General features: G+C 40.9%; 11 protein-coding genes and 3 pseudogenes. 4 read left to right on the top strand and 10 right to left on the bottom strand.

Features of this window, described 5'->3' with window-relative positions; translation table 11 throughout:
* Positions 1-140 precede the first annotated feature (140 nt).
* The gene (locus tag HT678_RS02230) at positions 141-1,667 is read left to right on the top strand and encodes an ATP-binding cassette domain-containing protein (RefSeq protein WP_023934417.1); all 1,527 of its coding nucleotides are present in this window, start codon (positions 141-143) and stop codon (positions 1,665-1,667) included.
* A gap of 147 nt (positions 1,668-1,814) precedes the next feature.
* Here HT678_RS02230 and htpX read toward each other — a convergent pair whose 3' ends face one another.
* Positions 1,815-2,714 (bottom strand): zinc metalloprotease HtpX, encoded by a 900-nt coding sequence (gene htpX / locus HT678_RS02225; protein WP_023934415.1) that lies wholly within the window; start codon positions 2,712-2,714, stop codon positions 1,815-1,817.
* Between the two features lies 1 nt (position 2,715).
* Complete coding sequence (locus HT678_RS02220) at positions 2,716-3,276, bottom strand: LemA family protein (protein ID WP_023936539.1); 561 nt, start codon at positions 3,274-3,276, stop codon at positions 2,716-2,718.
* Positions 3,277-3,369: 93 nt separating this feature from the next.
* Here HT678_RS02220 and rsmG point away from each other — a divergent pair, with 93 nt between their 5' ends.
* A complete protein-coding gene (rsmG, locus tag HT678_RS02215) occupies positions 3,370-4,083 on the top strand; it encodes a 16S rRNA (guanine(527)-N(7))-methyltransferase RsmG (RefSeq protein WP_172924561.1) in 714 nt (237 codons plus the stop codon).
* 253 nt (positions 4,084-4,336) lie between these two features.
* On the top strand, positions 4,337-5,620 hold the full coding sequence (locus tag HT678_RS02210) for a solute carrier family 23 protein (protein ID WP_050208611.1): 1,284 nt from the start codon (positions 4,337-4,339) through the stop codon (positions 5,618-5,620).
* A 417-nt stretch (positions 5,621-6,037) separates the two neighbouring features.
* Here HT678_RS02210 and HT678_RS02205 read toward each other — a convergent pair.
* Positions 6,038-6,823: pseudogene (locus tag HT678_RS02205) on the bottom strand (IS630 family transposase).
* Positions 6,824-6,864: 41 nt separating this feature from the next.
* A pseudogene (locus HT678_RS02200) lies at positions 6,865-7,004 on the bottom strand (IS630 transposase-related protein); the annotation flags it as partial.
* Positions 7,005-7,134: 130 nt separating this feature from the next.
* On the opposite strand from HT678_RS02200, the pseudogene HT678_RS02195 reads away from it, so the two are divergent.
* Positions 7,135-7,933: pseudogene (locus HT678_RS02195) on the top strand (IS5 family transposase); the annotation flags it as partial.
* Between the two features lie 146 nt (positions 7,934-8,079).
* Here HT678_RS02195 and aguB read toward each other — a convergent pair.
* The 6 genes from aguB to HT678_RS02165 are packed head-to-tail and all read right to left on the bottom strand — an operon-like array spanning position 8,080 to position 14,751.
* Positions 8,080-8,955, bottom strand: a complete 876-nt coding sequence (aguB, locus tag HT678_RS02190) for an N-carbamoylputrescine amidase (protein ID WP_050208470.1) — start codon at positions 8,953-8,955, stop codon at positions 8,080-8,082.
* Between the two features lie 9 nt (positions 8,956-8,964).
* A complete protein-coding gene (aguA, locus tag HT678_RS02185) occupies positions 8,965-10,050 on the bottom strand; it encodes an agmatine deiminase (protein ID WP_172924560.1) in 1,086 nt (361 codons plus the stop codon).
* The gene (gene nspC, locus HT678_RS02180) at positions 10,047-11,174 is read right to left on the bottom strand and encodes a carboxynorspermidine decarboxylase (RefSeq protein WP_166736502.1); all 1,128 of its coding nucleotides are present in this window, start codon (positions 11,172-11,174) and stop codon (positions 10,047-10,049) included. The genes aguA and nspC overlap by 4 nt, the downstream gene beginning before the upstream one ends.
* Positions 11,174-12,433: a saccharopine dehydrogenase family protein gene (locus HT678_RS02175; protein WP_049544626.1), complete on the bottom strand. Its 1,260-nt coding sequence runs from the start codon at positions 12,431-12,433 to the stop codon at positions 11,174-11,176. Before HT678_RS02175 ends, nspC begins: the two co-directional genes overlap by 1 nt.
* Entirely contained in the window at positions 12,430-13,290 is an 861-nt protein-coding gene (gene speE, locus HT678_RS02170; protein WP_000366713.1) for a polyamine aminopropyltransferase, read from the bottom strand. The genes HT678_RS02175 and speE overlap by 4 nt, the downstream gene beginning before the upstream one ends.
* On the bottom strand, positions 13,291-14,751 hold the full coding sequence (locus tag HT678_RS02165; RefSeq protein ID WP_172924559.1) for an aminotransferase class I/II-fold pyridoxal phosphate-dependent enzyme: 1,461 nt from the start codon (positions 14,749-14,751) through the stop codon (positions 13,291-13,293).
* Positions 14,752-15,262 lie beyond the last annotated feature (511 nt).

The raw sequence follows: 15,262 nt of genomic DNA, 5'->3' as shown, positions 1-15,262 counted from the left end.
TACGGTAAGGCGACGCTGACGTGGTTTGAAGAGATTTTCGAAGAGTATTAATAGAGTTTTTTTGACATAGACTTTGGGCTCTACTAGGTAAAGTAGAGCTTTTTGTTATGTAGTATCAACATTCTAGAAAGGGCAATCATATGATAAAAATCAATCACCTGACCATCACACAAAACAAAGATTTACGAGACCTTGTCTCTGACCTCAGCATGACCATCCAAGACAGGGAAAAGGTCGCTATTATTGGTGAAGAAGGAAATGGCAAATCCACCTTACTTAAAATTTTAATGGGGGAAACTTTGCCTGATTTCACTATCGGGGGAGACATTCAATCTGATTATCAATCAATAGCCTACATTCCTCAAAAACTTCCTGAGGACCTGAAAAATAGAACTCTACACGACTACTTCTTTTTAGATACTATTGATTTAGATTACAGTGTCCTCTATCGTTTAGCTGAGGAATTGCATTTTGATAGCAATCGTTTCGCAAGCGACCAAGAGATTGGTAGTCTATCAGGGGGTGAAGCTTTGAAAATTCAGCTCATCCATGAGTTAGCCAAACCTTTTGAGATTCTATTTTTAGATGAACCTTCAAATGACTTGGATCTTGAGACGGTTGATTGGCTAAAAGGTCAAATGCGCAAGATTCGGCAAACCGTTATTTTCATTTCCCATGATGAGGACTTTCTTTCTGAAACGGCAGACACTATTGTTCACTTGCGACTGGTCAAGCACCGTAAAGAAGCAGAAACACTAGTAGAGCATTTAGACTATGATAGTTATAGTGAGCAGAGAAAGGCTAATTTTGCCAGACAAACCCAGCAAGCAGCCAACGACCAAAGAGCCTACGATAAAACCATGGAAAAACATCAACGAGTTAAACAAAATGTAGAAACTGCTCTTCGAGCTACCAAAGACAGTACTGCCGGTCGCCTATTGGCTAAAAAGATGAAAACTGTCCTCTCACAAGAAAAACGCTACGAAAGAGCAGCTCAGGCCATGACCCAAAAGCCACTTGAAGAGGAAGAAATCAGACTTTTCTTCTCAGATATACAGCCATTACCTACTTCTAAAGTCTTAATCCAACTGGAAAAAGAAAATTTATCCATTGGCGAGCGAATTTTGGTGCAAGAACTACAATTAACTGTCCGTGGCCAAGAAAAAATCGGTATTATAGGGCCAAATGGTATTGGAAAATCGACCCTATTAGCCAAGTTACAGCAACTTTTTAATGCTAAAAGAGAGATTTCGCTTGGTTATATGCCACAAGATTACCAGCAAAAACTGCAATTGGATTTATCACCAATAGCCTATCTAAGTAAAACTGGGGAAAAAGAGGAACTACAAAAAATCCAATCTCACTTAGCCAGTCTCAATTTCAGTTATCCAGAAATGCAGCATCAAATTCGCTTCTTATCTGGCGGACAACAAGGAAAACTCCTGCTTTTGGATTTAGTCTTGCGCAAACCAAACTTTCTCCTGCTAGATGAACCCACACGAAACTTTTCTCCAACTTCTCAACCCGAAATTAGAAAACTCTTTGCCACTTATCCTGGTGGTCTCATCACTGTTTCGCATGACCGTTGTTTCTTAAAAGAGATCTGTTCAATCATCTATCGCTTAACAGAACACGGTTTGGAGGTAGTTAATTTTCAAGATTTATAAATTTTCAACATCGCAAATATGTGGGGCAAAAACACAATTTTAGGAGAAAAAGAAGTAAATCTTCCCATAATAAAACGCATAATATCAAGTTTTCACACCTGATATTATGCGTTTTTCAGATTTTAAAGACTTTTTCCAGCCTTCATTTTACATATGTTTTAAACGTTCAATCCGTTCTGAGATAGGTGGGTGGGTATAAAAGAGTTTTTTGAACCCTCCCCCTTTCTTAGGATCATTGATATAAAGTGCACTGCTAGCATCATCGACGTGGCGACTCATAGGTTTGCTATTGTCCAACTTATCTAGGGCATTAATCATTCCCTGGGGATTGCGAGTCAGCTCGACACTAGATGCATCTGCCAGAAATTCCCTCTGACGAGAAATAGCGAGCTGAACCAAGGTTGCAGCGAGAGGTGCCAGTACAATAGCTAGTAGGGAAACCACTAGCATAATGATTTCAAGACCATTTCCATCTCGGTCATCATCACTTCGTCTGCGACCTGCTCCACCCCACCACATCATACGACCTGCCATACCAGAAAGCATGGTGATAGCACTAGCAAGGGCAACTGCAATAGTCGAAATACGGATATCATAATTACGAATATGACTGACTTCATGTCCCATAACAGCTTCTAGTTCTTCACGATTCATGATAGCTAGTAGACCTGAAGTCGCAGCAACCGCCGCATTTTGAGGGTTAGAACCTGTCGCAAAGGCATTTAAGGCTGGATCATCAATGATGAAAACACGGGGCATAGGAATCTGAGCGACCATAGCCATATCTTCCACTACGTGGTAGAAATCTGGTGCCGTTTGTTCATCAATCTCACGCGCCCCGTTCATGGACATGACAATCTCTGTTGATTGAAAAATCATGGACAAGGCATAGATAAAGCCGATAATCAGTGCGATAACCAAACCACCAATCCCAGACCGCATAAAGAGGTAACCAACCGCATAACCAACAAGAGCTAAGAGTAGGAAAAATACCAGCAACAAAATCCACGTTTTTCGTTTATTGCTTGCAATTTGATCAAACAACATCTTAGTCACCTAAACCGCTAAAATCAACTTTAGGAACTACCTTTTCCTCTTCTGGTGTTTGAAGGAAATCTGCTTCTTTAAATCCAAACATTCCAGCGATAATATTGCTTGGGAAAGTTTCTAATTTTACATTGTAGTTGCTGACAACACTGTTATAAAGTTGACGAGAGTAAGAAATTTTATTTTCTGTGTTTGTCAACTCCTCTTGCAATTTAACAAAGTTGGCACTAGCTTTCAAATCTGGATAGCTTTCTGCAACTGCAAAAATACCTGAAACCTGACGAGTGAGGGCATCACTAGCTTTCATAGCTTCTGCTGGTGAAGTCGCTGCTGCCACTTGGTTACGTAGTTCTGCTACCTTTTCAAGGGTAGAACCTTCATATTTAGCATAACCTTTTACAGTTTCAATCAAGTTTGGCAAGAGGTCATTTCGACGTTTCAACTGAACATCAATCTGGCTCCAAGCCTCCTTTGTTTGCATACGATTTTTAACCAAACCGTTATAGCTAACAATCACAAAAATAACAATAAGAGCTAAAACTCCAAGAATAATCCAAGTCATGATATAAGTCCTTTCTGCTTTTAGATTAGTACCAGTATATCAAATTTTTAATGATTGTGGTAAAATAAGATGATACTAAAGAAGGAAATAACTATGAAACCAGAAACATTTTACAACTTGCTTGCCGAGCAAAATCTTCCACTTTCGGACCAGCAAAAAAAACAATTTGATCGTTATTTTGAACTCTTGGTTGAGTGGAATGAAAAGATTAATTTAACAGCTATTACGGACAAGGAAGAAGTTTATCTCAAACATTTTTACGATTCGATTGCACCCATTCTTCAAGGCTTGATTCCCAATGAAACTATCAAATTGCTTGATATTGGAGCTGGGGCAGGATTTCCTAGTCTGCCGATGAAAATCCTCTATCCTCAGTTAGATGTGACCATCATTGATTCGCTCAATAAACGTATCAACTTCCTGCAACTTTTGGCTCAAGAATTGGATTTGAACGGAGTTCATTTCTACCACGGACGTGCCGAAGATTTTGCCCAAGACAAGAACTTCCGTGCTCAATATGATTTTGTAACAGCTCGTGCGGTTGCCCGCATGCAGGTTTTATCTGAATTGGCAATTCCTTACCTTAAAGTTGGCGGAAAACTATTGGCACTCAAGGCCAGCAATGCCCCTGAGGAATTATTAGAAGCTAAGAATGCCCTCAACCTCCTCTTCAGTAAAGTCGAAGACAATCTCAGCTACGCCCTACCAAATGGAGATCCGCGTTATATGACAGTTGTAGAAAAGAAAAAAGAAACGCCAAATAAATATCCACGTAAGGCTGGTATGCCAAATAAACGCCCACTTTAATCTTTTTAGTAAAAAAATATTTACAAAATCAACCTCGCTCTTTTATTTTTAGGCTCGGGAAAAAATGATTTACAAAATCATTTTTTTCTGCTATACTATCCTAAGCAAAGGTTTTTAATGTCATCCCGTGAGGTGACGAAGACACAGAAATACTTGAAACTCTTTAAAGTTTAGATTTTAGAGAAGTCTTACTCTGAGGGCCTATTGCTGTAAAATAATGGGCTCTTTTTTGATGCCCAAAAGTGAGGTTTATATGAAACAAGAATCAACTGTTGATTTGTTACTAGACGTTGACCAACGTCCTTCGGCTGGAAAAGGAATTCTCCTTAGCTTCCAACACGTTTTCGCCATGTTTGGTGCGACCATCTTGGTACCCTTGATTTTGGGAATGCCTGTATCTGTTGCCCTTTTTGCTTCAGGTGTTGGAACACTCATCTACATGATTTCAACTGGTTTTAAAGTTCCAGTTTATCTAGGTTCTTCATTTGCTTTTATCACAGCTATGTCACTGGCTATGAAAGAAATGGGTGGGGATGTATCTGCTGCTCAAACAGGGGTTATCTTGACTGGTTTGGTCTATGTCCTTGTTGCTACCAGCATCCGATTTGTAGGAACAAAATGGATTGATAAACTCTTGCCACCAATCATCATCGGACCTATGATCATCGTTATCGGTCTTGGACTTGCAGGTTCAGCTGTTACCAACGCTGGTCTTGTAGCTGATGGGAATTGGAAAAATGCTCTTGTAGCAGTTGTTACTTTCTTGATTGCTGCCTTTATCAATACAAAGGGAAAAGGATTCCTACGAATCATTCCATTTCTCTTTGCCATTATCGGTGGTTACCTCTTCGCACTAACTCTTGGCTTGGTTGACTTTACACCAGTTCTTAAAGCTAACTGGTTTGAAATTCCTGGTTTCTACTTGCCATTTAACACAGGTGGTGCCTTTAAAGAATACAATCTTTACTTTGGTCCAGAAGCCATCGCTATCTTGCCAATCGCTATCGTAACAATTTCTGAACATATCGGAGACCATACTGTTTTGGGTCAAATCTGTGACCGTCAATTCTTAAAAGAACCAGGTCTCCACCGTACTCTTCTTGGTGACGGTATCGCAACTTCTGTTTCTGCCTTCCTTGGTGGACCAGCCAATACAACTTACGGAGAAAATACAGGGGTTATCGGTATGACTCGTATCGCTTCTGTCTCAGTTATCCGTAACGCTGCCTTCATCGCGATTGCCCTCAGCTTCCTTGGTAAATTCACTGCCTTGATTTCAACTATTCCAAACGCTGTACTTGGTGGTATGTCAATCCTTCTCTATGGGGTTATCGCCAGCAATGGTTTGAAAGTCTTGATTAAAGAACGTGTTGATTTCGCTCAAATGCGAAACCTCATCATCGCAAGTGCTATGTTGGTTCTTGGACTTGGAGGAGCTGTCCTTAAACTTGGTCCAGTTACACTTTCAGGTACTGCTCTTTCAGCCATGACAGGAATCATCTTGAACTTGATCTTGCCATACGAAAATAAAGACTAATACTCTTCGAAAATCTCTTCAAACCACGTCAACGTCGACTTGCCGTAGATATATGTAACTGACTTCGTCAGTCTTATCTACAACCTCAAAGCAGTGCTTTGAACAACCTGCGGCTAGTTTCCTAGTTTCCTAGTTTGCTCTTTGATTTTCATTGAGTATAAGAGTCTAAACATATCAAAAAACAAGCATTTCCAATTACGGAAGTGCTCATTTTTTTGATACTTAAAAGTAAGTGTATCCCCCTAACGCTGTCTAATATGTCTCCCCTATATGCATACGCTTCCACTCAGAGAACTCTACCTTGAACAGTTCAGGGGCTTTTTTAGCATTGTTATAAACTATAATATAGTAACCTTCCTTATTCCAAAACTTTCCTAAAATCTCAGCGTCTTCCAGCTCTGCTTCATAATCTAATACTCATCTGCTTTCAAAAAGCATTCTAGTCCATCTCCGATTAACGATGGACTTTATCACCTCCTTCTCCAGTCCTTGTATAACATCTTGAAGTTGATTCATGATATCTTCCAATATGGGCATCAACAGCTCCATAACAATAGCGAAATTCTCGTATATAGTGACTATGGACATGTGGACCTACTCCCCATTGGAGCCCAACAAGATCCCAGTTTACTGATTCTACCGAAACCAGCCTCATCTTGGTACATCAAGCGAACCTTACGAAAATGCCTACTGGTTTTAAAGCGCTTTCTTGTCTTCTTGAATTGAGATTTTATTTTTAGACGCGACAATGGTTTGAACGTCTGCTTTCTTGGGATGTTCTGGACGTGGCCTAATATTTCGCCAACCATGGCGCTTCAAGAGTTGATAAAAGGCATCACGTGTGTAGGAAGAACCTAACTCCTTTTTATAAGCCTGAAATAAGGCATCAATTGTAACAAATTCTCCTGCCTCTGCAGCCTTCAAATGACGGGCAAGAAAGGCTTTCTCTTCCTCAATTGTCATATATGCATGGTTACGACCACCACGTGTTTCTTGAAGGAGAGAGTCGAGTCCGAACTCCTCATATTTTTTTACAGTTGGCCAAATCGTTGTTTGATTACAGCCTAAAAGCTCTATAATCTCTTTATAAGATTTACCCATCAGACGAAATAGAACGATTTGAAGGCGTTTATGATATTTAGCTGTACTAGAGTCTTTTAAAAGTGTTTTGATATCTTGGATTTCTTCTTTAGTTGATTTCATATTACTACTATATAATGCTTTTTTATTTTAGCTTAGTATGAGTGTCCTTGTTCACGTCTTTCTTTTCCCACATGAAGAGAGTTCTGACGCCAACATCAAAAACCTTGGCTGCCTCGACATGGCTGTGCCCCTCTTTGATGTAATCTAATTCTCGATGTTTAAAATCTGTACTATATGCCATAGCTTTATTATAACATGCTTGTTTGAAACTAAGAAAATATCAAAACTCCATAATTGTTTTTCTAAAATACAGCTTTCAAATATCCTTAAATATAATAGACTTCCTGTGAAACAAAAATATGATACAATAAAATTATGAAGCAAGTAAACAACTAACTGATACACGATTTAAGCTCCTTGTTGCTGTTCAGCGCACGACTTTTGAAGAGATGTTAGCTGTATTGAAAACAGCTTATCAAGGTAAACACGCAAAAGGGGGACGAAAACCTAAACTAAGCCTAGAATACCTTCTTATGGCGACTTCAATATGTGCGAGAATATCGAACTTATGAACAAATTGCGGCTGATTTTGGTATCCACGAAAGCAACTTAACCCATCGGAGTCAATGGGTTGAAGTAACTCTTGTTCAAAGTGGTTTTACGATTTCAAGACCTCCTCTCAGTTCTGAGGACACGGTAATGATTGATGCGACGGAAGTAAAAATCCATCGCCTTAAAAAACAATTAGCGAATTATTCTGGTAAAAAGAAATGCCACGCTATGAAGGCTCAAGCGATTGTCACAAGTCAAGGGAGAATTATTTCTTTGGAGATCACTGTGAACTATTGTCATGATATGAAGTTGTTCAAAATGAGTCGCAGAAATATCGGACAAGCTGGTAAAATCTTGGCTGACAGTGCTTATCAAGGGCTCATGAAGATATATCCTCAAGCACAAATTCCACGTAAATCCAGCAAACTCAAGCCACTAACAGCTGAAGAGAAAGCCTGTAACCATGCGCTATCTAAGGAGAGAAGCAAGGTTGAGAACATCTTTGCCAAAGTAAAAACGTTTAAAATGTTTTCAACAACCTATCGAAATCATCGTAAACGCTTCGGATTACGAATGAATTTGATTGTTGGTATTATCAATCATGAACTAGGATTCTAGTTTTGCAGGAAGTCTAGTATAAAATACGGACTAATCAAGATAAAAGAATAGTGAATCATAAAAATCGATTTACTAGAATACCATAGTATCTTATAGTTGCTAATAAGAAGTTAGTCTAGCAGAATGAACCTCTCATTTCTCCCCTACTAGTCCGTAATTCGTTGATACATTTCTGGTCTTCTATCTCGAAACAAGCCCCAGTTTAGGCGTTCACTTGCTCCCTTGTCTAGGTCATAAGTAGCTAACAGAACAGCTTCTTCTTGTCTTTCAGCTCGTTCTAGAATAGCTCCTGTTTCATCCGTCATAAAGGAGGAACCGTAGAAGTCAAGACTGGAACTCTGTCCGCCATTTTCCTCACTAGGCGTGACCTCTTCCAATCCATAACGATTGGCTGAGATGACTGGAACAATATTTGCTGCTGCGTGTCCTTGCATGGTACGTTGCCAATGACCAAAACTATCCGTATCTAAAATTGGCTCTGAACCAATGGCTGTAGGATAAAAGAGCAATTCAGCACCATTTAACGCAAGACAGCGGGCTGTTTCAGGGAACCATTGATCCCAACAGATACCGATCCCGATCTTGGCATAGAGAGTATCCCAGACCTTGAAACCTGTGTTGCCAGGTGTGAAATAAAATTTTTCTTGATAATAATGGTCATCTGGTATGTGGGTCTTTCGATAAACACCCAGCACCTCACCATCTGCATCAATGACGGCAATAGAGTTATACAAGACATTACCATCTTTTTCATAGAAACTGATTGGTAAAACGACCTTTAGCTCCTTGGCAATGGTTTTAAAATGCTGAATAGCTGTATTGTCTGTCACCGACTGGGCATGCTGGTAGTAGTCATACTGACGTTCCTGACAGAAATAGGGACGTTCAAACAACTCTGGTAAGAGAATGATTTGAGCGCCTTGTTCTGTAGCCTGACGTACTAAGCGCTCCGCTGTTTGAATATTTGTTGCCACATCCTTGGCGCATTGCATCTGAATGGCTGCAACTCTTACATTTCTCATCTTTTTCTCCTATTCTGGGATTTGTTGGGTGATACAGTGGATATTGCCACCACCTAAGAGAATATCTCTGGCTGGAATTCCGACAACTTTACGGTCTGGGAAACACTCACTGAGAATATCTAAGGCTACTTGGTCGTTTTTATCTTGAAACTGAGGAACTAGGACAGCCTTGTTGGCAATATAAAAGTTTACGTAGGAAGCTGCTAGTCGTTCACCTGCGTATCGCTCTTCTTCTCCTTCTTCATAGATGTAGCCTGGCAAATCCTCTTCGGTTACAACTTGATGAAGAGCTGGAATTGGAAGTTTATGAATAGTGAAGTGACGACCTTTTGCATCTGTTTCTTGCTCTAAGAATTCGAGATCTGCTTTTGACATGGCATACTGGGGATCATTTTCGTCATCTGTCCAAGCCAAAACAAGCTCAGCAGGACCAACAAAGGCAGCAACATTATCGACGTGTTCATTGGTTTCATCCTGATAAATACCATAAGGAAGCCAAATAACTTTTTCAGCACCAAGACTTTCTAATAATGTGTTTTCAATCTCCTCTTTAGTCAAGTTAGGATTGCGACCAGGACTAAGCAAGCAACTTTCAGTTACGAGAATAGTTCCTTGACCATCGCTATGGATTGCGCCTCCTTCCAGTACAAAAGGTTTAGCATCATAGACAGGCATTTCCAAGGTTTCAGCAAAACGACGGGCTACTTGGTCATCATCTTCATAGTCTTGGTAGAGACCATCAACAGCACCACCCCAAGCATTGAAAGACCAATCCACGGCTAATTTCTGGCCTTCATCATTGACAAGAATAGTCGGACCTGTATCACGCGCCCAGGCATCATTGGTAGGAATGTCTAAATAAACAACGCTATCTCCAAGGTAGTCTTGGGCTTCAGCTAAGTGGTCTTGGCCCACCAAAAGATAGACTCTTTCCCCTTGAGCAATAGTTTTGATAATCTGGCTAAATGCTGCTTTAGCAGCTTTTCCTTGAAAAGGCCATGATCCTGGTCGAGTCGGCCATATCATGAGAGTACCATGGTGGGTTTCATACTCTGCTGGCATACGATAGCCTAATTTTTTTGGACTGCCCATCATGATAATCTCCCTTTAAAATCTTGATAGCCGAAGGCTTTGACTAAGCTGCAGTCTTCCTTTTCGTCCATGAGATAGAGACTTGGTAATCCAATACCATTAAAGGTATTATTTTTGACAAATGAGTAAATGGCCATGTCTTCGAAATAAAGTCTGTCTCCGATTTGGACTGGATTTTCAAAACTATAATCACCAATTACATCGCCCGTCAGACAGGTATTAGAAGAAAGTCTGTAGGTATGGGCTTTTTCCTGTGCCTCAAAGCCATTTCTCAAAGGTGGACGATAGGGCATCTCAAGTACGTCAGGCATATGGCAGGTCGCAGAGGCGTCTAAAACCAAGATTTCCATACCGTTTTCGACAATATCTAATACCTCAGTTGCTAGATAACCTGCATTGAGCGCAATGGCTTCACCCGGCTCGATATAAACTTCAAGATTGTAAGTTTCTCGGATACGTTTGATCTCTGAAATCAGTAAATTCACATCGTAACCTTCTCTTGTGATGTGATGACCACCACCCATGTTGAGCCATTTTACTTCATGTAAATAAGAACCAAACTGCGCTTCTACTGCTTTCAAAGTTGTTTGTAAATCATCTGCACCCTGCTCGCAAAGGGTATGAAAATGAAGACCGTCTACCAATTCCAGCAAGTCACTAGGAATCTTGTCTAGAGTAACTCCAAAACGAGAACCTGGTGCACAAGGGTCATAGAGCGCGTGATCACCTTGAGTTGAACACTGAGGGTTAAGTCGCAAACCCACACTTACACCAGCATCCCGACAACGGGCCCCATGTTTACGCAACTGTCTCTCAGAGTTAAAAACGATATGGTCCGTTATCTCCAGCAATTCCTCCAAGTCTGTATCCTTGAAAGCTGGCGCAAAGACATGGACTTCACCAGGAAATTCTTCCCTTGCCAATTTGGCTTCATGAAGACCACTGGCAGTTGTACCAGATAGATACTGGCTAATCAAGGGATAGGTTTTGTAGAGGGAATATGCCTTCTGGGCAAGCAAGACCTTGCAGCCGGTCTCTTCTTGTATATATTGTAGAATGCGGCAATTGGCTTCTAACTTGGCCAAGTCAATAACATAGGCTGGTGTTGGTACTTGTTCTAGCTTCATTAGTCCACCATTTGTGGATTTTCAACCACAACCCAAGGCAAACCATACTCATTCAAAGCTTCCATGAATGGATCTGGATCCAATTCTTCAAGGTTGTAAACTCCAGCTTGTTTCCAAGTACCGTTCATAACCAATTTTGTCCCAATCATGGCTGGAACGCCTGTCGTGTAAGAAATAGCTTGTGAACCAACTTCTGCGTAACATTCCTGATGGTCGCAAACATTGTAGATGTAGATAGTCTTTTCAACGCCATCTTTGACACCTGTAAAGATACAACCGATATTGGTTTTACCAACCGTGCGCGGTCCAAGGCTAGCAGGATCAGGAAGCAAGGCTTTCAAGAATTGAATCGGAACGATGTCTTGGCCATTAAAGTTAATGGCATCCGTACGAAGGAGTCCAACATTTTCAAGACATTTCATGTGCGTCAAGTAAGATTGACCAAAGGTCATAAAGAAGCGAATCCGTTTAACGCCTGGAATGTTCTTAGCCAATGATTCAATTTCTTCATGGTGGAGAAGATACATGTCTTTTTGTCCAACCTGAGGGAAATCGTACTCACGCTTGATAGACATAGCTTCGACTTCGACCCATTTTCCATCTTCCCAGTAAGAACCTGGCGCGGAAACCTCGCGGAGATTGATTTCTGGGTTGAAGTTTGTCGCAAATGGATAACCGTGGTCACCACCATTACAGTCTAAAATGTCGATATAGTGGATTTCATCAAAATAGTGTTTGAGGGCATAGGCTGAAAAGACACTAGTCACACCTGGGTCAAAACCAGAACCAAGCAGAGCTGTCAAGCCAGCTTCTTTGAATTTCTCCTGATAAGCCCACTGCCATGAGTAGTCAAAGTAAGCAGTAAAACCAAGTTCCTTACAACGTTTCTCATAAATAGCACGCCATTCAGGGTCTTCTGTATCTTCTGCTTCATAGTTGGCCGTGTCGATATAGTGAACACCTGTTGCCAAACAAGCATCCATAATGGTTAAATCTTGATATGGTAAAGCTACGTTCAAAACAGCTTCTGGTTTGTAGCTTTCAATCAGGGCAATCACTTCTTCTACCTTGTCAGCGTCAAGGGCAGCTGTCTCAATCTTTGTACTTGTTTTGCCTTCTAGCTTCGCTTTCAAGTCATCACATTTTGACTTGGTACGGCTAGCAATCATAATCTCTGTAAAGGTTTCGCTATCTTGACAAATCTTTGAAATAGCAACTTGGGCAACGCCCCCACATCCAATAACTAATAAACGACTCATTTTTTTCCTTCCTCTTCTTCTAAAATGTCCTCAACATACTTGGGCAACATAAAGGCCCCCACGTGTAAGTTTGCAGTGTAGTATTCTGTGAAAAGCTGGCGTTTTTTCCAGCCTTCCTTGTCAAAATCTTTAACAGGGTGGTATTTTTTCGATGCAAATCCAAACAACCAATAGCCAGCTGGACTGGTTGGGATATGAGCCTGATAAACTCGACTGATTGGAAAGGCTTGATTGACCTTGCGGTGCATGCTTCGGCAAGCTGACTCATCCTCGTCAAAAAAGGGACTCCCATGCTGGTAAATCATGATGCCATCTTCTTTCAGAGCACGATAACTATTACCGTAAAATTCCTTGGTAAAGAGCCCTTCCGTATGACCAAATGGATCTGTCGCATCGTTGATGATAATATCGTAGTCATCTTCACAGTTTCGCAAAAAGCGTAGCCCATTTTGGTAGTAAATGGTAACACGAGGATCATCTAGCCCTGCAGCAAAATCTGGGAAATACTCACGACAGACTTCAACTAGCATCTCATCCGGTTCCACAATATCGATTTGTTCCAATTCTGGATACAGTGTCAAAACTTGGGCAACACCGCCGTCGCCACCTCCAATAACCAAGACTTTCTTGGGATTTGGGTGGACAGCCATGGGAACGTGGACCGTCATTTCATTGTAGACAAAATCATCCGCATCTGAAAACAAGACATGCCCATTTAAAATCAGTATTTTCCCAAAAGCTGGGGTATCCAAGACTTCGATATCCTGCCATTCACTTTTACCAGCGTAGAGTTGCTTGGCTGTTCTCAGGGACAATTTCACATCTGGAGTATGAACTTCAGAAAACCATAAATCCATCTAGATTTCCTTTCTCTTAATGACGTTGATGTGATTGACCTCTGGATCTTCCGTCCCTTGGAGGGAGCAACCACGTTCCTTGGCAAATTGGATATAGTCGACAATTTCTCGTGTAATGCGTTCGCCAGGAGCCAAGATAGGAATCCCTGGAGGATAGCACATGACAAATTCTCCACAGACCTGTCCAACAGACTCATCTAAGGTCAAACTTTTTCTCTCTGAATAGAAGGCTTCCTGAGGAGATAACACCAACTCGGGCTGGATATATTCTCCTGCTATCAAGTCCTTCCCATCTCGTGAGTAGAGTCTCTTGATATCAGCAAGAGCACCGACCAAGCGCTCGATGTCTTGGATGCGGTCACCAATCGAAATATAGGCCAAGATATTGCCAATATCACCAAACTCAATTTGAATATCGTATTCGTCTCGTAGGAGGTCATAAACCTCGATACCTGTTAAGCCAATACCCTGAGTGTAAACTGACAGCTTGGTTACATCAAAATCACAGACCGACACACCATCTATTAACTCTTTTGAATAGGCATAGTAGCCACCGATAGCATTGATTTCACGACGAGCATACTCTGATAACTCAATGACCTTCTCAAAAGAGTCTTTACCACGAAGAGCCAAGTTGCGACGCGAAATATCCAAACTAGCCATCAACAGGTAAGAGGCAGATGTTGACTGGGTCAGGTTGATAATCTGACGAACGTATTCAGGATTCATCTGCTCCCCGATTAAAAGAAGCGAACTTTGGGTCAAACTCCCACCAGACTTATGCATGGAAACTGCCGCCATATCAGCACCTGCATCCATAGCAGAAATTGGAAGTTTATCCGTGAAATGCAAATGTGCTCCGTGGGCTTCATCTACTAAAACCATCATGCCAGCTTCATGAGCCATTTCTGTCAAACCCTTTAGGTCTGAACAGATGCCATAGTAAGTAGGATTGTTAATCAAAATGGCCTTGGCATCTGGATGGTCCTTTATGGCCTGGGCTACTCGGTCATTTTCAAGACCTAAAGCGATACCAATCTTAGGATCTACACTCATCTCGATATAGATGGGAATGGCACCACATAGAACCAGCGCATTGATGGCAGATTTGTGAACATTTCTCGGAAGAATAATCTTATCTCCTGCCTTGCAGGTTGACAGAATCATAGTCTGCACCGATGAGGTTGTTCCACCAATCATGAGAAAAGCATGGCTAGCTCCAAAAGCATCTGCAGCCAGCTCCTCTGCATCTCGAATAATCGAAATAGGGTGTCCTAGATTATCCAAGGGTTTCATCGAATTGACATCAATGCCTACACATTTTTCTCCTAACAGTTCGACAAGTTCTGGATTTCCCCGTCCACGCTTGTGACCTGGAACATCAAAGGGAACAATCCTTTTCTTGCGCAACTTCACCAAGGCCTCATAAATTGGGGCTTGGTTTTGATCTAATTCCTTCAAGACATACTCCTTTCCATATTTTTAGGACCTTATGAAAACTAAGGAACTAAAGGTTGACTCATGAAAAAGAGCAGGATTTCACCTGCTCTGCAATCTTCTGACGTTTTTATGTTTGTTTCTGTTGAGTATGTCTGTTCCTGATGTTTCCTAACTCTCTAGTAGCAAATATTACGTACTTTATTGATCGTTTCACAAGATGACGTGTGCTTTCACCACACTAAAAATTTATGAATTAGGACAAACGTCCTAACATCAACTTATAAAAGTAGGCTTTTAACCCTATCAATAATGTGGCTTTTCAACCACGCTTCGGCATTCAACCCTGCCTGTCCGTAGGCATTTTTTACTTGGGTTTATATTTGCTAGAAAACATCATCTCATTTTCTAAGCTTTATTACTATATCATGTTTTTAAGAACTTGTAAAGCGGTTTACGAAAAAAATATAAAAAGTTCGCAAAATATTTGGATTTTATTTGATTTAATACTCATTATGCCAAATTTCAAGTTCAA

Source organism: Streptococcus sp. 3167 (assembly GCF_013277175.1).
Classification (GTDB): Bacteria; Bacillota; Bacilli; order Lactobacillales; family Streptococcaceae; genus Streptococcus; species Streptococcus pseudopneumoniae.
The sequence above is the reverse complement of the archived record's forward strand: the minus strand, read 5'-3'. Positions and strand labels throughout refer to the sequence as shown.

Excerpts from the sequence above, each read along its gene's own strand:
- HT678_RS02230 (WP_023934417.1), top strand. The coding sequence starts at position 141 with ATGATAAAAATCAATCACCTGACCATCACACAAAACAAAGATTTACGA.
- htpX (WP_023934415.1), bottom strand. The coding sequence starts at position 2,714 with ATGTTGTTTGATCAAATTGCAAGCAATAAACGAAAAACGTGGATTTTG.
- HT678_RS02220 (WP_023936539.1), bottom strand. The coding sequence starts at position 3,276 with ATGACTTGGATTATTCTTGGAGTTTTAGCTCTTATTGTTATTTTTGTG.
- rsmG (WP_172924561.1), top strand. The coding sequence starts at position 3,370 with ATGAAACCAGAAACATTTTACAACTTGCTTGCCGAGCAAAATCTTCCA.
- HT678_RS02210 (WP_050208611.1), top strand. The coding sequence starts at position 4,337 with ATGAAACAAGAATCAACTGTTGATTTGTTACTAGACGTTGACCAACGT.
- aguB (WP_050208470.1), bottom strand. The coding sequence starts at position 8,955 with ATGAGAAATGTAAGAGTTGCAGCCATTCAGATGCAATGCGCCAAGGAT.
- aguA (WP_172924560.1), bottom strand. The coding sequence starts at position 10,050 with ATGATGGGCAGTCCAAAAAAATTAGGCTATCGTATGCCAGCAGAGTAT.
- nspC (WP_166736502.1), bottom strand. The coding sequence starts at position 11,174 with ATGAAGCTAGAACAAGTACCAACACCAGCCTATGTTATTGACTTGGCC.
- HT678_RS02175 (WP_049544626.1), bottom strand. The coding sequence starts at position 12,433 with ATGAGTCGTTTATTAGTTATTGGATGTGGGGGCGTTGCCCAAGTTGCT.
- speE (WP_000366713.1), bottom strand. The coding sequence starts at position 13,290 with ATGGATTTATGGTTTTCTGAAGTTCATACTCCAGATGTGAAATTGTCC.